This is a genomic window from Roseobacter sp. (assembly GCF_039970775.1).
Classification (GTDB): Bacteria; Pseudomonadota; Alphaproteobacteria; order Rhodobacterales; family Rhodobacteraceae; genus Roseobacter.
Window position 1 is genome coordinate 72,123 of record NZ_JBDVLG010000027.1, and the last position, 16,109, is coordinate 88,231.

The window sequence follows — 16,109 nt, forward strand, 5'->3', positions numbered from 1 at the left end:
CCGTCATGTGGGCCGCCGTCACCAAAACCACCCTGCCGCCTGAAAGCCGGTTGCACACCTACATGCGCAGGGGTGATTTTCTGGATTGCTACGAAACCGACAGCCCCCTGCCCGCATCAGAGGCCGCACAGATTATCGCGGCCTTTCCCGGCTGGGCGCAACGCCTTGTGACCCTGCGCAACCTGATCACCGCCCCGTTTGGCCTACGCGAAGAAGGCCCCAAAAGCGCCGATACAATCGGGTTTTTCCCGGTCGAACATCGCACGGGCCACGAAATCATCGCTGGGTTTGATGACCGACACCTGAATTTCCGCATCTGCGTGCGCCACGATGCAAACAAGGTCCGTCTGGCCACATGGGTGCACCCCCATAATCTAGGCGGGCGGGCGTATCTGCGCGCGATCTTGCCGTTTCATATCCTTATTGTCCGCAACGCCTTGGCCCGCGTTGCCCAGACACAAACACCCAAGCCACTAGTGACCTGACCCATGTTGAAAACCCGTATTATTCCGTGTCTTGATGTGGCCGACGGCCGCGTTGTCAAAGGCGTAAACTTCGTTGACCTGCGCGATGCAGGCGACCCGGTAGATGCCGCCATCGCCTATGATGCCGCCGGCGCAGACGAGCTGTGCTTTCTCGATATCACGGCCACCCACGAGAACCGCGCGACCATGTTTGATGTGGTCACCCGCACCGCCGAACATTGCTATATCCCCCTGACCGTCGGCGGTGGCGTACGCACGAGCGCTGACGTGCGGGCGCTGTTGTTGGCGGGCGCGGATAAGGTCTCGTTCAACTCGGCGGCAGTGGCCAACCCAGACGTCGTCGCCGACGCCGCCGACCAATTTGGCAGCCAGTGCATTGTTGTCGCCATCGACGCCAAAACCGTCAGTCCTGGCAAATGGGAGATCTTCACCCACGGCGGGCGCAAACCCACCGGCATTGATGCGGTCGAATTTGCCCGCACGGTGGTCGCCAAAGGCGCGGGCGAAATCCTCCTGACATCGATGGACCGCGATGGCACGCGCGCGGGGTTCAACCTGCCGCTGACCCGCGCCATTTCTGACGCGGTTGCAGTCCCTGTGATCGCATCGGGGGGGGTTGGTACGTTGGACCATCTGGTTGACGGTGTGACAGAAGGCGGTGCGTCTGCTGTGCTGGCCGCATCGATCTTTCACTTTGGCGATTACACCATCGCGCAGGCCAAGGCACATATGGCCGCAGCTGGCATTCCCATGAGGCTCGCATGACCTTACAAGACCTGTTCGACACCATAGAGGCCCGAAAATCCGCAGACCCCACCAGCAGTTGGACCGCAAAGCTACTGGCGAAAGGCCCCGAAAAATGCGCCGAAAAATTCGGTGAAGAAGCCATTGAGGCCATCATAGAGGCCGTCAAAGGCGACAAGGCGCGGCTGACATCCGAAGCCGCCGATGTGATGTTTCATTTGTTGGTGATGCTGGCCGCATCTGATGTCACATTGGACGATGTCTTGGGCGAACTAACGCGCCGCCAAGGGCAATCAGGGATCGCCGAAAAAGCCGCCCGTCCCTAAGGTTAAGAACATCTCTCGCTCGAACGGGTAAATATTAACATCCTTGGGTGAATTTTGTGGCGTACGCCTGCGCGCGGGCAGCTTTTGGCCCTGCCCCGCGCAGGGCAACGTCCACGCGACGCGCATGGGGTCGTTGCCCCCACCTTTTACACACCCGAACCCCGTTTCGATCCCGCCTGCCAAACCCCTACAATTTGGAGGAGATGACACCGGTGGCAAAGCCGCCCATGCGCAGTTCTCCAAACAGACGCTGGTATTCGATCTTGGGGCACCGATCTTGCACCACGGTCACGCCACGGGCCTGTGCTTTTGCGGCTGCCTTGGCATGGGTCACACCGATTTGCATCCAGATCGTCTGAAGGTCGGGGAAACAGTCCAACGCCTCATCCACGATAGCCGGTACGGCATCAGACCGGCGAAAAATATCCACCATATCAACGTCTTGATCTATATCTCGCAGTGACGCCTGCACAGTTTGGCCAAACAACATCTGCCCTGCATGGCCGGGGTTCACCGGAACCACCTGATACCCCCGCAATGATAGATACCGCGCGACAAAATAGCTGGGTCGCACTGGGTTCATCGACACGCCCACAACCGCAATGCGCCGTGTGCGAGATAGAATATCTTTCACGAAAGGGTCCGAATATGTCATGCTCCAACCCTATCCTGACCTATGCGATAAAAAAAGCGCCCTATGCATAAAGCAAAGGGCGCAAAAAGGTACGGAACGAGGGACAGTCATGAAATCGAAAGGCGTTCCGAGCCCTTCAACATGACATAAGATAGGCACTCGAAAGTGCGTATCCATAAGGTCTCTCAAATCTGTGAACGAAGCGTTAATTTTCGTGTTGAAAACATGCGAACGGCTAATCAAAAATGTCTTCGATGACATCAAAGGCTTCCTCAAACAGATGCCGCATCAGACCTTTGCGCTTTTTCGGTGGTTTGCGCCGTTTTTGCGATTTTGAAGGCCTGTGCGGACGCGCCTGTTTGCGGGTTTTGCGCACTGCCGACGGGCGCACCAGTTCGGTTTTGCCCGGATGCTCCTGCGGCAGGCGTTTTAGCTCGTGCAGGGGCGCACCGCAGCTCGAACAGACCAGCTCGTGCCGGTCACGTCCCAGCACCAGCGCCGCCCGCGCGCCACAATAGCAGCATGTCGCAATTTTGGTTGTCAGGCCCACGCCGCGTCTCCCGTGCCGTTATGTTGGTGCTTTACTTGCATATAATGCGATTGCGGCCGCATTCGAGACGTTGAGCGACCCAAACCCGCCCGCTGCGTCGATTCGAACCAGCGCATCTACGGTGTCTTTTGTCTTAGCACGCAGCCCCGGACCTTCGGCGCCCAAAACCAACGCCACCGCACGGTCCCGTTTGCCGTCGACCGCCTGTTCAATGGTTTGCGTCGCGTCCCCATCCAGCCCCAGCACCAAATACCCCATCTTTTGCAATTCAATGATCGCATCCGATAAATTGCGCACCCGAATATAGGGCTGGCGTTCCAAGGCGCCGCTGGCGGTTTTGGCCAACGCACCGGTTTCGGGTGCGGAATGGTGGCGCGTGCCCACCACAGCGGACGCGCCTAAAACCTCGGCAGACCGCAGAATCGCACCAACGTTGTGCGGGTCGGTGACCCGGTCCAATAAAACCACACGCGGCGCGGCGGGTCCGATGCAGACGTCTTCTAGCCGCCCCCATTCTAGCGGTTTGACCTCCAACACCGCCCCCTGATGAACAGACCCCGGATCAAGCGGAGCGGCAAATTTGCGCGGCTCTACAACCTCAGGTTTCACCTCGCTGGCCTCTATCGCATCTGCGAGCTTGTTTTGCGCGTTCAGTGTTACAATTAGCCGCAATTTCTCGCGGTGCGGGTTCATCAACGCATCGCGCACAGCGTGCAAACCAAATAGCCAAACGGTCTCGCGGCCTTGCATTTTCTTGTCCTGCTCTTTCTGCACGACCCATTTAGGTTTTTTCATGGAATCCGGTCCTGTGGTTCGCACATCGAAAAGGTGCTGATTGTGCCTTGACGGCTCTGGGCACCGCTTGTAATCACGCCTTCATCGCGGGTGCAATGCACAAGCGAAGTGGGCGACAGGCCGCAAGGTGTGGCAGGGGACTGTAACTCCCTCGCGGAGACGCACGCCTGGTTCGATTCCAGGGTCGCCCACCATCTCGCACTTTGGGGTTGAAATATCTCCTAACACCATGAACGGAAAGGTGTTTTTCGCGGTTCGATAGCCTTCTTTTTGGTTATACCTCAAAGGCTCAGCAAACACCAGTTTCAGCACTGTTCGCTTGAGCGCAATGGATCTTTTTTCGTTTATATAACAAGGGCTTGCCAGACATTCAAACACCGGTTCGATAAATTCGTTATGGTGCCCCTTCGGAGGCAGGGTTTGTTCCGCCTGTTCAACCAATACAAACTTCTGACGCTCAAGCTTATCTATCCGCGTTTCACAGGCTTTGACGACTGTAGCGCCGCCAGAATCAACGACCCGGTCCAGAAGCTTTTCAATCTGGCTATCAATACTGCTGATTTGCGCATGCAGCGCATCCTTGGAGCGATGAGCCTCAGACAAGCGCATGTCCCATGCTCTTGCGAACATGGCTTTGGCCAGACCAAGAAGATGCTTGGCGGGTTGTAGGTTGCGCAAGATCACCTCAGCGCCATCTTCAATGTCAGCACGCCGAATGGACTTGCGCTTTGATGCGCAGTCCGGGGTGTCGCAGAGATAGTATGGATAGTGCTTGTTGCGTCCTTTCGACCAGCACGAGGTCATCGGCTGCTCGCAATCATCGCACAGCACAAAGCCACGCAGCGGGAAGTCTTCGTTGATATCCTTGCGCGCAGGCGCATACACCGCACCGCTCAGGATTTCCTGAATACGCTGATGCGCAGCAAAACTGATCAAAGGCTCATGGTGTCCTTTGCGCGACGACACGTTCCACGCAGGCGCTTCGACATGCCCCGCATAAATCGGCTTCAACAGCATGTCCTTGACCTTGCTAGGATGCACATAGCCGCTGGTGCCGCTCTTGGGGAACTCAGGTTTGGATTCCAGAAAGCGTTTCACCTCGACTTGAGAGCCAAACCTGCCGCTGGCATACCCTCCAGGGCCTCGGCAATAATGGACGCCACAGGCTCATCACGCACCAGAAGCTTACCGTGAGCCTTGTCTTTCTCGTAGCAATAACCAATCGGCGGATGGAAGACATAGTAGCCTTTCTCCAAACGGGCGGTCATTTTCTGGACAACCTGACGGCTGTTCTGCTCGCGCTCCAACTGGCCTTGCGCGGCAAACATGGTCTCAACAAAACGGCCTTCTGGCGTATCATCGAACTTGAAGTTCGGAGACTCCACAATGGCGTCAAAAGCATCCAGTTTTTTTCGCAAGGTCCAGTGGAACTTGGTGTCACGCGCAAGACGTTTCAGATCATCAAAGATCACGACATAGTTCTGATCGGCCTCGGCGGCCAGATAGGCAAGCAGCGCACGCATGGCCGGGCGCTTCATGAAATCGCCCCCGCCCGTAACATCATCAGTGAAGACCATCTCAACGCTATAACCGCGCTCTTCGGCATATTGACGGCAGCGATGCTCCTGACTCTCTAGGTCATGTCCGTCCGTTTTTTGCTTCCGGTCTGACACCCGGCAATAAATCAGCGCCGAGCAGCCCTTATCGGGCACTAGGTGTTGTTTTGTTTGCATGTGCGCTACCTTTCTGGGGCCTTGGAGATCAGTCAGCTCTGATCCGGGGCACCCCCATCTTTATCATTTTGACCAGCAATTTTGCCCTTTCCCTATCGGAATCCGTTTGGCCGTCCGGTTCAAGGTCTTTTGTGAGTTGTCCACAGGCGAGTTGCAAAGGGTGCGAGCCAAAACCGAATTCGACAAACGTCAGAATAATCGGCCATAACCCGCTGCGCGTTCCCGTTGCATCCCTCCGGCTGTTGGCTCTTTCAGGGTATTGAACCCATTTCAGAGCCAGAAGAACCTTTAGCCGTTCGATCACCACCATGTCATGGAGACACCTTCAGTGAGACGCTTTCAGCGCGACCATGAAGGGAGCATTTCATTGCTGCCCCTGCCTTGGAACCATCCCATTGACCAATCTTGCGCGGATTGGATGCACGTCACCTTGTCGAAGGTGAATCACGATCAGAGGGCCTATCATCGCCCCCTAAAACCTAGCTCCTCAGACTTGGAAGATTGCCCCTCCACCGACGTGCCTAGAACAGTTCCTGCTGTTTCTCGCTTACCTCTGCAACTTTCGAGTCGAGCCTAGTTAGCTGTAATTTTCCTTCCTTGATTGAAACCTTGTGGCGAGCAAGATCACCTTGAAACGAGAAGATTATTCCCGGCCCCCTAGAAGTTGATGCCAGTGCGCTGGGAGGTACTTCTATAAAATTCTCCCTGCTTTCAACTCGACCGAGGTCAGAAATGCGGACATGTTCGGCACGTTCTATCAGACTATCTCAATTCGGCGAATGCTTCAGTATCGCAGCTGGTACTCACAGACGCGCCCACCTGTGACAGAAGTTCACCTCCGTATTTGTGATCAGGTTGATCTTGGAGATCGTGTCCGAAGAGGGCTAAACTTCCAATGACCTCCAAGAAAAGCGCACTCTCGATGTCTGCATTATGCAAAAACGAGTCCTCCAGCACATGATCACAGAACAGGTCGTCGAAGTTTGCTTCCAATGCCTGTGTTGCTTCCCAGATAGCGTCACCGATGCGGCCATCGTTAACGTCATCCAACAGCAAGCAAGCCCCTCGCTGTATTGAGGATTTCAACACCTGTAGTTGACGCAGGCGTCGGCAACTTGAAGGACCACCTGCTGTTGTAAGTACCCAGGCAACAGAAAATCGTGATCTAGTTAAGTTTGAACATAAACGGGAAGTTCTCTTCCCTTATGATCCCAAGCGTTCATTCGAAGTCGTGTTTATCTGAATGGCTTACTAAGCTGGTGTGAGGTGTAGCTTGACTATTCCATTGGAGCCTATTGTTGTCGAACTAGTTCTGCATAATCGCTCATTCTGTTCGTAGTTTTGTCAGTCTTTTACGCTGAATATTCGACAAAAAAGTAAAAGGAGACACCCGCGAATACCAACTAAGGAATTGTAATATTTATAAAATAATGGCCCTTGAATTCGAGAAGTCATCGATTCCAGGATCACCCACCATTATATCCAACAATTTAGTTTCGTTTATTTTTATGACGCGGAAGGTCATGAAATTTAGGCGCTTGGCACGTGATGTTTCCAAGCCCAACAAACTTGCCGCGCAGACAGAAAAACCTTGAGGGCAGGGTACCGTAAAAGTTTGCGCGCCCTGCCATGCGCGACTTTGCATCGCGAACCCTCTTTTGTCCTACACTGCTTCGCCTTAAGGTGGTGCAAACAGCCTGCACAAACGGATGCACATGACCCAAACGGCGCCCATTGCCCCTCCTGACTTTAACGTCGTGATCGTCGCGCAGCACGGCCGGTTGACCTATGAAGCACTGCTGTTTGCCGCGTCCTTACGTGCCAATAGCCCCGATTTTATGGGTGAGCTGTTGATCGCCGAACCCCAACCCGGCCCACTGTGGCCCCGTAATCCGCGCATTTCAGATGAGGCGGCGCGCGACATGTTGGAAACGCTCGGCGCGCGCGTCATTCCCTTTGAAAGCAAATATTTCGGGGCGGATTACCCCTATGGCAACAAAATCGAAATGCTGATGGCTCTGCCGCGCGGCAAACCGTTTGTGTTTTTTGACACTGACACATTGATCACCGGAGACCTGAACACAGTTCCCTTTGATTTTGAACGCCCCTCGGCGTCACTGCGGCGCGAAGGCAGCTGGCCCAAACCTGCACTTTACGGTCCCGGCTACACCGGTATCTGGCGGTCGCTATACGATAAATTCGGCCTCGATTTCGAAAGCTCGCTCGACCTGAACCAACCCGACGAATACTGGAAACGCTACCTCTATTTCAATGCAGGGTACTTCTTTCACGCCTGCCCGCGTCACTTTGGCGCGCTGTTTCTCGACTATGCGCTAGCGATCCGGGACAAGCCGCCCCAAGCCCTGTGCACCCAATCGTTGGACCCGTGGTTGGACCAAATCGCACTGCCCTTGGTGATCCATGATTTGGGCGGCGGGCGCGACACCCTGCCCCCCGGATTGCTGGATGGTGATATCAGCTGTCATTACCGCCATTTCCCGCTGCTATATGCCCGCGAAAGCGACCGTGTGATCGCGGTGCTGGAAGAGGTCGCAGCCCCCAACAAACTGAAAAAAATACTCAAGGCGCACAACCCGATCAAACGCATGGTGTATCAGGGGCGCGGTGCCAAGGTGCGCGCCTTGTTTGATCAGGCGCATTTGCCCCCCCGCGAACAAGCCATCCGCAATCAGATCAAAGCCAACGGGTTTTGGATGCGCTAGCGCCTCACACTTGTGTGACTATGGACCTTGGCCTAACCATAGCCTCCATAAAACAAACGGAGGAGGACACCCATGACAGACGGCCCCGATTATGGTTTCGACACCCTGCAAATCCACGCAGGCGCCCGGCCCGACCCCGCCACAGGCGCGCGACAAACGCCGATTTACCAAACCACGGCATATGTGTTTCGCGATGCAGATCACGCCGCGGCGTTGTTTAATCTGCAAGAGGTCGGCTACATCTATTCGCGCCTGACCAACCCCACCATTGCCGTGCTACAAGAACGCATTGCGACACTTGAGGGCGGCGTGGGGGCGGCGTGCTGTTCGTCTGGGCATGCGGCACAGATCATGGCGCTGTTTCCCTTGATGGGACCGGGCAAAAATATCGTCGCCTCCACCCGGCTTTATGGTGGCACCGTCACGCAGTTTTCCCACACGATCAAGCGGTTCGGCTGGGAATGCACCTTTGTTGATTTCGACGATCTGGATGCGGTCAAGGCCGCCATCAACGATGACACGCGCGCGGTCTTCTGCGAGGCGATCGCCAATCCGGGCGGCTATATCACCGACCTTGATGCGATCTCGGCCATTTCCGATACGGCCGGCATTCCGCTGATCGTGGATAACACCTCGGCCACGCCGTACCTTTGTCGCCCCATCGAACATGGCGCTACGCTGGTGGTGCATTCCACGACCAAATACCTGACAGGCAACGGCACCGTCACTGGCGGCTGTGTGGTCGATTCGGGCAAATTCGACTGGTCCGCGAATGACAAATTCCCCTCGCTCAGCGCACCAGAACCCGCCTACCACGGGCTAAAATTCCACGAGACCTTTGGCCCGCTGGCCTTCACCTTTCATTCCATCGCCATCGGCCTACGCGATCTGGGCATGACGATGAACCCGCAAGCGGCGCATTACACGTTGATGGGCACCGAAACGCTTAGCCTACGCATGGAACGGCATGTCGAAAACGCCGAAACCGTGGCGGGTTGGTTGGAAAAGGACCCGCGCGTGGACTACGTGACCTACGCGGGGCTGAAATCATCGCCCTACCACGGCCGGGTCGCCAAAATCTGCCCCAAGGGCGCGGGCGGCTTGTTCACCTTTGCGATCAAAGGCGGGTACGATTCGTGCGTGAAACTGGTGAACGCGCTAGAGATCTTTAGCCATGTGGCCAATTTGGGCGACACCCGCAGCTTGGTGATCCACTCGGCCTCGACCACGCACCGGCAGTTAACCGCCGAACAACAAGAGGCCGCAGGGGCGGGCCCGAACGTCGTGCGCATTTCCATCGGGACCGAAAACGCCGATGATCTGATCGCCGATCTGGACCAAGCCTTGGCCAAGGCCTGCAACTAACGTCAAATCCGGGCGCATCTATGGGGTGCGCCCGGATCTTGCCAGTACTCTGGTTTATTCTACGATAGCAAACACGATGGTAACCTGCGCAGAAACCGTCAATTCCCCTGCCGCCACGGGGATGTCGCTCACGGATCGGGCGGTCATTTCCATCATTTGCGGGCGCGCACCACCGCCGTGTTCGCTGATTGATTGAACCGGCCCCAACGATACCCCCGCAGCATCGGCCAATTGGCGGGCGCGGTCTATTGCATCCTCCACAGCGGCAGCGCGCGCGGCATCCTGCGCGGGTTTGGGGTCCTGCAACCCAAACGACAGCCCGCTAAACGTATTCGCCCCGCCTTGCACCACCAGATCCAAGACCCCGCCCAACGCATTCATGTCGCGCACGCGCACGGTCAAGGTATTGCGCGCCTGAAATCCGGTGATCTGCCGGGGCACGGTATTAGAATTTGACCACACGGGTTGCAGCGCCAGTTGGTCGGTTTGCATGTCACGCGGTGCAACCCCTGCGGCCTGCAACCGGTCCAGCACGGCGCGCACCCCCTCAGAGGTCGCCGCCATCGCGCGCGCGGCATCTGCGGCTTGGTGGGTCACCCCCAGACGGATCGTCGCCATATCAGGGAGAGAATCGACACTGCCAACCCCCGTGGTGGTGATGCCGCGCGTGTCTTGCGCCACAGCCAAGCCCGCGATCATCGTCAGCGCAAGCGCAAGTTTCAGTATTTTATGCAACAGTTTTCTCCTGATTTATCGGCCATCTGCGCGCCAAGACCATTTCCAGCACATGGTTAACTGAGCCTTCACTTTTCCTCGGCAAAGACCTGATGTATGATACCATACCAAAGGAACCAATCGTGCGAGACTTATCATGACTGGGAAACCCGCGACATGAAACCAAACTTCGCGCTGTCACTCTCATCGGAGCGTATTCGCCTGCTGCACCGCGTGACGCAGGGCTGGCGTATCGTGGGCGATGTTTCGCCTGATGCACTGGATTTAACCGCCCAATTGGTCGCCTTGCGAAAGGCCGGCATGACGATGGCCCCCGAAGGGATGCGCAGCAAAGTCGTGATCCCCAATGCGCAGATCCGTTATATTCGCGTGGATACACCGGGGATGAGCCTTGCCGACAGGCGCGATGCCGGACGCGAAGCGTTGGTTGGTGCGACGCCATACGAGGTCGAAGATCTTGCGTTTGATGTGACCGCGCATGGCGATGAAACCATCGTTGCTGCCGTGGCGCTGGAAACGCTGGAAGAGGCCGAAACTTTTGCCACAGAACACGGGTTCCACCCGGTCAGTTTTGTCGCCACCCCAGAGATTGCCGCACATTTCGGCGAGCCCTATTTTGGCCCTGCGCGCAGCACTCGCGCCTTGCTGAATGCGGGCCAGACGATTGAACCTGACACCGTCGGGATTGTGGTCGACCGCCCCGTTGCCCGGCCCCAGCGGCCCGCTCCAGCAGCCAGCGCCCCGCCGGTGGATACCCCCCCAACGGCTCAGGCGCCTTCTGCGCTCAACTTCAGATCTGCGCGCGCCCAGCGCCAGACATCACGCGAGGCGGTGGCTGATGCTTTGGCGCGTATCCAGCCGGCAGATCCGTCCCACGTTGGCGTCACGGACCCTGATCTGCCTCGCCGTGAAGTCACCCCGCCGCCCGGTGCGTTTTCCAGCCGCCGCGCCCGGCCCGACGTCACCTATGAGATCGACGCACAGCCTGTCCCGGCATTAGGCGGGTTCGCCGAAGACGCCGAGCCATTCGAGCACAGACAACCGCAGGTATCGGCAGGCGGCAAACGCGCCCGCCAAATAGAAGCCGACCGCATGACCGTCTTTGGCGCACGCGCCCGAAACGCCGCGCAGGCGCAACAGCCCCGCGCGCCCATCGCTTTGACCGGGGTGCTGGTTGTGGTGCTCGCAGGCATCGGGACATTGTCGTTTGGGCGGATACAAGACACCGTCAGCGCATGGACCGGGCGCGCGCCATCGCACCCCGCTGACATCATCGCGATTGATGTGTCACCGCCGCTCGAAAAGCCCGCGACTTTGCTGAATGGCGCCTCGCAGCAGGCCAACCTGAGCGACGAAGACGCCGCCGTTTTGGATGCGCTGCGCACTCCACTGTCGGACGAAACGAAATCTGCGGCGGTGTTGAACGGTTTACGTGCAAACTATGCCGTCACGGGCATCTGGCCCCAGGCGCCCGACGTGCCCAACCCACCGCCGTTGGTCGATATCGAAGATATTTACGTCACCAGTGTCGACCCGATCGAACCAGAATTTGACGCCGTGGCCTTACCCGATTTTGCCGCCCTGCCGCGCGACGTCGCGTATGGTCTTCCGGGCGCGCAAATATCGACGGATAAGAAATTCACACTGGACCACCGCGGCTTGGTGATACCGACAGCGCAGGGCACACTTAACCCCGATGGAGTAAAGATCTTTACAGGCGCGCCGCCGGTCCGCCCCGCCGCGTTTCCCGACCGCGTTGGTGTCGAAGAAAAACTGAACCCCATTCAGACAGATTATGCTGATTTTCGCCCAAAACCCCGACCCTTGACGCTGATTGCGGATGCAACGCCTGCTCCGTCAGAGGAATTGACTGATGATGAGCAGACAGAGCAACGCCCCCCTGTCCGGCCCGCGCAAGCTGCCCAAGCAGCCAGCGCCGCCAATGGGGGCCTTGCGCCACTGGTAAGCCCTGCCGCGCAGTCGATCACAACAAGCAACACCAAGCTCGCGTTGGCCGCGTCCATGCGTCCGGATGCGCGCCCCAGTAACTTTGGGCAAATCGTTGCCCGTGCGCAGAAAACTGCCGCCTCGGCCGCAGCGATTGGCGCTGCAGCCGTCGCCCCCGCACCTGTCGCAGTCGCCCCAAACATACCGACAAACGCCTCTGTGACCCGCGAAGCCACATTGCGCAATGCCATCAACCTGCGCCAAGTGAACCTGATCGGCGTTTATGGCAGTTCATCGGCCCGCCGCGCATTGGTGCGCCTCACGAACGGTCGGTACAAAAAGGTGCAAGTCGGAGACCGCATCGACGGCGGCCGCGTTTCAGCTATCGGCGAGGCAGAACTGCGCTATCAAAGACGCGGCCGGAACATCGTGCTGAAAATGCCCCGCGGCTAACCACACGCGCAGCCGCGTTATTCAATACGTAGCTCGCCGGTGTTGATCTGCTCTTGTTCGATACTCTCAAAGAGCGCCTTGAAGTTTCCCTCGCCAAAACCGTCATCGCCTTTGCGTTGAATGAACTCAAAGAAAATCGGCCCAATCACTGTTTTTGAGAAAATCTGCAACAGGATTTTCGTTTCCCCGCCGTCCACAACGCCCTCGCCGTCGATCAGGATACCGTGGGTTTTCATCCGGTCGATAGGTTCAGAATGCCCGACAACTCGGCCATGGCTCAGCGCGTAATAGGTTTCGGGCGGGCCGGGCATAAAGGTCAGACCGCGCGCGGCGATTTCGTCGGTTGTATCGTAGATATCATTGGATCCCACGGCGATATGCTGGATCCCTTCGCCGTTATATTTCTTCAGATACGACACGATCTGCCCGGTTTCGCCACGGTCTTCGTTGATCGGGATGCGGATGCGCCCGCACGGGGACGTCAACGCGCGGCTCAACAACCCCGAATGTTTGCCCGCGATATCAAAAAACCGGATTTCGCGGAAATTGAACAGATCCCCATAGAACCGAAACCACAGGTCCATATTCCCCTTGTGCACATTGTGGGTCAGGTGATCGAGGTAATAAAACCCCACGCCTTCGGGCTTGGACTGCGCAATCCAATCATATTCTGCGTTGTAGGGGCTGATGTCGTAATATTGATCGACGAAATACAACAATGACCCGCCGATCCCCATGATCGCGGGCACATCCAACACCTTATCTGCGCCCTCATAGGGTTCGGCCCCGCATGACACCGCATGGTCAAACGCAACCTGCGCATCGACAACCCGCCACCCCATGGACGGCGCGCATGGCCCGTGGGTGCCGACAAACCGCGCGCCAAAGCTGTTTGGCTCTGCGTTCAAAATATAGGTGATGTCCCCCTGCTGCCACAGTTCGACCTGTTTGCTTTTGTGGTTGGCCACATGCACATAGCCCATCCGGCCAAACAGATCGCGCAGCGCCTGCGGGTCAGGGTGCGCAAATTCAACAAACTCAAACCCATCGGTGCCTGCGGGATTGTCGGGCGTGATGGTGGATTTTGGGGCGTCATGCGGGAAAGGACCCATGGTGATCTCCGATCGGTTAGAACGGCCACGCGTCGCGACCCTATGATAAACCCTACAGCATGCCATGCGTCAAAGTTGCGCAATTATGTGGAATTGCCTCGCATTTCATGCAGATATTCCGCACATATATATCGCAAACATTAAAAAAGACGCGCCATGCTGGATGATATCGACCTACGCCTGTTGCGGGCCTTGCAACGCGATGCACATCTGACCGCCCAACAATTGGGAGACCTGCTCAACCTGTCACCCAGTCAGGCCGGGCGTCGCCGTCAGCGCCTAGAGGCAGACGGCCACATCCAAGCCTACGTCGCGCGGCTGGATCCCCGGCGGCTTGGGTTGCATGTGCAGGCGTTCGTGCAGGTCCATCTGGGCATCCACGGGCCCGACCATTCCGCCAGTTTTGCGCGCCTCGTTGATACCCGCCCAGAGATCACCGGCGCATGGACAATGACCGGCGATGCGGACTATCTACTAAGGGTTTACTGCAGTGACCTGCCCGCCCTGAATACACTGATCCACGACGTTCTGCTGCCCCACCCTGCGGTGTCGCGCGTGCACAGCCAGATTGTGATGGACCAACTTAAAACCGACGGGCCCCTGCCCACCTGACCGCCCCAAGGAGACCACCCCCCTATGGAAAGCTTCCTGTTTCAGGCCTCCATTTATCTGGCCGCTGCGGTGATCGCGGTGCCCTTCGCATCGCGCTTGGGGCTTGGGTCTGTGCTGGGGTATCTGGCGGCGGGCATTATCATTGGTCCGCTGTTGGGGTTGGTCGGGTCCGAAACCGAAGACCTGCAACATTTTGCGGAATTCGGCGTTGTCATGATGCTGTTTCTGATCGGCCTAGAACTCGAACCCCACGCGTTATGGGACATGCGGCACAGGTTGATCGGCTTGGGCGGGTTGCAAATCGTCCTTAGCACACTGGCGATTATGGGCGTTGCGATGGCCTACCACCAGCCGTGGGGCGTGGCATTTGCCATCGGGCTGGCACTGTCGCTGAGCTCCACCGCGATTGTACTGCAAACGCTGTCTGAAAAGGGCCTGATGCAAACCGGTGGCGGGCGGTCGGTGTTTTCGGTGCTGTTGACGCAGGACATTGCTGTCATTCCGATCTTGGCGTTTTTGCCACTGCTGGTCGTTACCATGCCCGCGCAATTGGCCGGTGATGGCTCTATTTTGCGCAGCGGCGAAGACGCCAGCGATACCGCACATCATTCCCTATCGTTGGTCGAAGGGCTGCCGGCCTGGGGTGTCACCTTGGTGACTGTCGCGGCCATCGGCGCGGTGATCTTCGCGGGCATATTTCTGACGCGGCCGCTGTTTCGCTATATCCATTCGGCCCGCTTGCGCGAAATGTACACCGCGTTGGCACTTTTGATTGTGGTGGGGATCTCGTCCCTGATGACCTTGGTGGGCCTGTCCCCGGCGCTGGGGGCGTTTTTAGCGGGCGTGGTTCTGGCCAGTTCCGAATTCCGGCACGAACTGGAAACCGACCTCGAACCGTTCAAAGGCCTGCTGCTGGGGCTGTTCTTTATCACCGTCGGCGCGGGCATCAACTTTACGTTGCTGTTTGACAATGCGCTCAACATCACCGCCATGGCGCTGTTGGTGATCCTGCTCAAGGGGGCGGTGCTTTATACACTTGGGCGGGCGTTCAAGCTCAAGGGCCGTGACCATTGGCTCTTTACGCTGGCGCTGGCACAGGCGGGCGAGTTTGGTTTTGTGCTGGTGTCCTTTTCCGTCGTGCAAGGGGTCATCCCCCGCGAGGTCGCCGAAACGCTGCTGCTGGTGATCTCGATCTCGATGTTGATCACGCCGTTGCTGTTCATCATTTACGATATTTTGTCCAAACGCGCGCCTGACACCCGCGAACACCACCCCGATGACGAAATCGACATCGAAGCCCCCGTGATCATCGCCGGTATCGGGCGGTTTGGGCAGATCGTAAACCGGTTGGTGCAGGCCAATGGGTTTAACGCCGTTGTTCTGGATCACAACATGGAAACCATCGCCGTGATGCGGCGCTTTGGGTTCAAGGGGTTTTTAGGGGACCCAACCCGGCCTGATATTTTGCGCGCTGCTGGTCTGGCCGACGCCCGCGTTCTGGTGGTGGCGCTGGATGACCCAGACGCCGCCGTCAAGCTGGTGACCTATGCGCGCAAATTGCGCCCCAATTTGCATATTGTGGCCCGCGCGCGGGATCGCACCCAAGTCTACCGCCTGTACCAAGCCGGGGCGAATGACATCGTCCGCGAGATGTTCGACAGCTCGTTGCGGGCCGGGCGTTACGTTTTGGAAAACATGGGGTTGAGCGAATACGAGGCCTCAGAAGCAGAGCGGCTGTTTTACAACCACGACAGACAATCCGTACGCGAGCTGGCCCAATTATGGGATCCGGCGATCCCCACCAGCCAGAACGAACCCTACGTGGCGCGCGCCAAAGAGCTGCAAAAAGAGCTGGAAACCGCGTTCCTGAGCCGCGACACCCCGTGACGGCACAG

The 16,109-nt window shown here is 57.6% G+C and carries 17 protein-coding genes and 1 tRNA gene; 10 read left to right on the forward strand and 8 right to left on the reverse strand.

Features of this window, described 5'->3' with window-relative positions:
* Positions 1-5 precede the first annotated feature (5 nt).
* Genes ABJH13_RS06440 through ABJH13_RS06450 form a run of 3 tightly spaced genes read left to right on the forward strand, consistent with a single transcriptional unit; the run spans position 6 to position 1,555 of the window.
* Positions 6-485 carry a DUF2867 domain-containing protein gene (locus tag ABJH13_RS06440; RefSeq protein ID WP_348405396.1) on the forward strand — a complete coding sequence of 160 codons (480 nt, stop codon included), beginning with the start codon at positions 6-8 and terminating at the stop codon, positions 483-485.
* 3 nt (positions 486-488) lie between these two features.
* Positions 489-1,250 (forward strand): imidazole glycerol phosphate synthase subunit HisF, encoded by a 762-nt coding sequence (gene hisF, locus ABJH13_RS06445; protein WP_348405397.1) that lies wholly within the window; start codon positions 489-491, stop codon positions 1,248-1,250.
* Positions 1,247-1,555, forward strand: coding sequence for a phosphoribosyl-ATP diphosphatase (locus tag ABJH13_RS06450; RefSeq protein WP_348405398.1), 309 nt, complete (start codon positions 1,247-1,249; stop codon positions 1,553-1,555). Before hisF ends, ABJH13_RS06450 begins: the two co-directional genes overlap by 4 nt.
* Before the next feature lie 187 nt (positions 1,556-1,742).
* Here ABJH13_RS06450 and ABJH13_RS06455 read toward each other — a convergent pair whose 3' ends face one another.
* The 3 genes from ABJH13_RS06455 to rlmB form a co-directional block, all read right to left on the reverse strand.
* Positions 1,743-2,210: a CoA-binding protein gene (locus ABJH13_RS06455; protein ID WP_348405399.1), complete on the reverse strand. Its 468-nt coding sequence runs from the start codon at positions 2,208-2,210 to the stop codon at positions 1,743-1,745.
* Positions 2,211-2,424: 214 nt separating this feature from the next.
* Positions 2,425-2,739, reverse strand: a complete 315-nt coding sequence (locus ABJH13_RS06460) for a hypothetical protein (protein WP_348405400.1) — start codon at positions 2,737-2,739, stop codon at positions 2,425-2,427.
* 18 nt (positions 2,740-2,757) lie between these two features.
* Complete coding sequence (gene rlmB / locus ABJH13_RS06465; protein WP_348405401.1) at positions 2,758-3,534, reverse strand: 23S rRNA (guanosine(2251)-2'-O)-methyltransferase RlmB; 777 nt, start codon at positions 3,532-3,534, stop codon at positions 2,758-2,760.
* Positions 3,535-3,644: 110 nt separating this feature from the next.
* Here rlmB and ABJH13_RS06470 point away from each other — a divergent pair.
* Positions 3,645-3,728: transfer RNA gene (locus ABJH13_RS06470), tRNA-Tyr, on the forward strand.
* 226 nt (positions 3,729-3,954) lie between these two features.
* Positions 3,955-4,203, forward strand: coding sequence for a hypothetical protein (locus ABJH13_RS06475; protein WP_348405402.1), 249 nt, complete (start codon positions 3,955-3,957; stop codon positions 4,201-4,203).
* Positions 4,204-4,628: 425 nt separating this feature from the next.
* Here ABJH13_RS06475 and ABJH13_RS06480 read toward each other — a convergent pair whose 3' ends face one another.
* The 3 genes from ABJH13_RS06480 to ABJH13_RS06490 form a co-directional block, all read right to left on the reverse strand.
* On the reverse strand, positions 4,629-5,267 hold the full coding sequence (locus tag ABJH13_RS06480) for a recombinase family protein (RefSeq protein WP_348405403.1): 639 nt from the start codon (positions 5,265-5,267) through the stop codon (positions 4,629-4,631).
* Between the two features lie 28 nt (positions 5,268-5,295).
* Positions 5,296-5,577 carry a hypothetical protein gene (locus ABJH13_RS06485; RefSeq protein WP_348405404.1) on the reverse strand — a complete coding sequence of 94 codons (282 nt, stop codon included), beginning with the start codon at positions 5,575-5,577 and terminating at the stop codon, positions 5,296-5,298.
* 452 nt (positions 5,578-6,029) lie between these two features.
* On the reverse strand, positions 6,030-6,323 hold the full coding sequence (locus ABJH13_RS06490) for a hypothetical protein (protein WP_348405405.1): 294 nt from the start codon (positions 6,321-6,323) through the stop codon (positions 6,030-6,032).
* Positions 6,324-6,982: 659 nt separating this feature from the next.
* Here ABJH13_RS06490 and ABJH13_RS06495 point away from each other — a divergent pair.
* Together ABJH13_RS06495 and ABJH13_RS06500 are read left to right on the forward strand one after the other, a co-directional pair.
* Entirely contained in the window at positions 6,983-7,990 is a 1,008-nt protein-coding gene (locus tag ABJH13_RS06495) for a hypothetical protein (protein ID WP_348405406.1), read from the forward strand.
* A gap of 72 nt (positions 7,991-8,062) precedes the next feature.
* Positions 8,063-9,355, forward strand: coding sequence for an O-acetylhomoserine aminocarboxypropyltransferase/cysteine synthase family protein (locus ABJH13_RS06500; protein WP_348405407.1), 1,293 nt, complete (start codon positions 8,063-8,065; stop codon positions 9,353-9,355).
* 54 nt (positions 9,356-9,409) lie between these two features.
* On the opposite strand, the gene ABJH13_RS06505 is transcribed toward ABJH13_RS06500, so the two are convergent.
* Positions 9,410-10,090: an SIMPL domain-containing protein gene (locus ABJH13_RS06505; protein WP_348405408.1), complete on the reverse strand. Its 681-nt coding sequence runs from the start codon at positions 10,088-10,090 to the stop codon at positions 9,410-9,412.
* 156 nt (positions 10,091-10,246) lie between these two features.
* On the opposite strand from ABJH13_RS06505, the gene ABJH13_RS06510 reads away from it, so the two are divergent.
* Positions 10,247-12,490 carry a hypothetical protein gene (locus tag ABJH13_RS06510; RefSeq protein WP_348405409.1) on the forward strand — a complete coding sequence of 748 codons (2,244 nt, stop codon included), beginning with the start codon at positions 10,247-10,249 and terminating at the stop codon, positions 12,488-12,490.
* 17 nt (positions 12,491-12,507) lie between these two features.
* On the opposite strand, the gene hppD is transcribed toward ABJH13_RS06510, so the two are convergent.
* A complete protein-coding gene (hppD, locus tag ABJH13_RS06515; protein ID WP_348405410.1) occupies positions 12,508-13,602 on the reverse strand; it encodes a 4-hydroxyphenylpyruvate dioxygenase in 1,095 nt (364 codons plus the stop codon).
* 156 nt (positions 13,603-13,758) lie between these two features.
* Here hppD and ABJH13_RS06520 point away from each other — a divergent pair, with 156 nt between their 5' ends.
* Together ABJH13_RS06520 and ABJH13_RS06525 are read left to right on the forward strand one after the other, a co-directional pair.
* Positions 13,759-14,214: an Lrp/AsnC family transcriptional regulator gene (locus tag ABJH13_RS06520; protein ID WP_348405411.1), complete on the forward strand. Its 456-nt coding sequence runs from the start codon at positions 13,759-13,761 to the stop codon at positions 14,212-14,214.
* 24 nt (positions 14,215-14,238) lie between these two features.
* Positions 14,239-16,101, forward strand: coding sequence for a monovalent cation:proton antiporter-2 (CPA2) family protein (locus ABJH13_RS06525; protein WP_348405412.1), 1,863 nt, complete (start codon positions 14,239-14,241; stop codon positions 16,099-16,101).
* Positions 16,102-16,109 lie beyond the last annotated feature (8 nt).

What these genes read in the sequence shown, in the direction of transcription:
- ABJH13_RS06440 (WP_348405396.1), top strand. Translation starts at nt 6, where the DNA reads ATGTGGGCCGCCGTCACCAAAACCACCCTGCCGCCTGAAAGCCGGTTG.
- hisF (WP_348405397.1), top strand. Translation starts at nt 489, where the DNA reads ATGTTGAAAACCCGTATTATTCCGTGTCTTGATGTGGCCGACGGCCGC.
- ABJH13_RS06450 (WP_348405398.1), top strand. Translation starts at nt 1,247, where the DNA reads ATGACCTTACAAGACCTGTTCGACACCATAGAGGCCCGAAAATCCGCA.
- ABJH13_RS06455 (WP_348405399.1), bottom strand. Translation starts at nt 2,210, where the DNA reads ATGACATATTCGGACCCTTTCGTGAAAGATATTCTATCTCGCACACGG.
- rlmB (WP_348405401.1), bottom strand. Translation starts at nt 3,534, where the DNA reads ATGAAAAAACCTAAATGGGTCGTGCAGAAAGAGCAGGACAAGAAAATG.
- ABJH13_RS06480 (WP_348405403.1), bottom strand. Translation starts at nt 5,267, where the DNA reads ATGCAAACAAAACAACACCTAGTGCCCGATAAGGGCTGCTCGGCGCTG.
- ABJH13_RS06485 (WP_348405404.1), bottom strand. Translation starts at nt 5,577, where the DNA reads ATGGTGGTGATCGAACGGCTAAAGGTTCTTCTGGCTCTGAAATGGGTT.
- ABJH13_RS06495 (WP_348405406.1), top strand. Translation starts at nt 6,983, where the DNA reads ATGACCCAAACGGCGCCCATTGCCCCTCCTGACTTTAACGTCGTGATC.
- ABJH13_RS06500 (WP_348405407.1), top strand. Translation starts at nt 8,063, where the DNA reads ATGACAGACGGCCCCGATTATGGTTTCGACACCCTGCAAATCCACGCA.
- ABJH13_RS06510 (WP_348405409.1), top strand. Translation starts at nt 10,247, where the DNA reads ATGAAACCAAACTTCGCGCTGTCACTCTCATCGGAGCGTATTCGCCTG.
- hppD (WP_348405410.1), bottom strand. Translation starts at nt 13,602, where the DNA reads ATGGGTCCTTTCCCGCATGACGCCCCAAAATCCACCATCACGCCCGAC.
- ABJH13_RS06520 (WP_348405411.1), top strand. Translation starts at nt 13,759, where the DNA reads ATGCTGGATGATATCGACCTACGCCTGTTGCGGGCCTTGCAACGCGAT.
- ABJH13_RS06525 (WP_348405412.1), top strand. Translation starts at nt 14,239, where the DNA reads ATGGAAAGCTTCCTGTTTCAGGCCTCCATTTATCTGGCCGCTGCGGTG.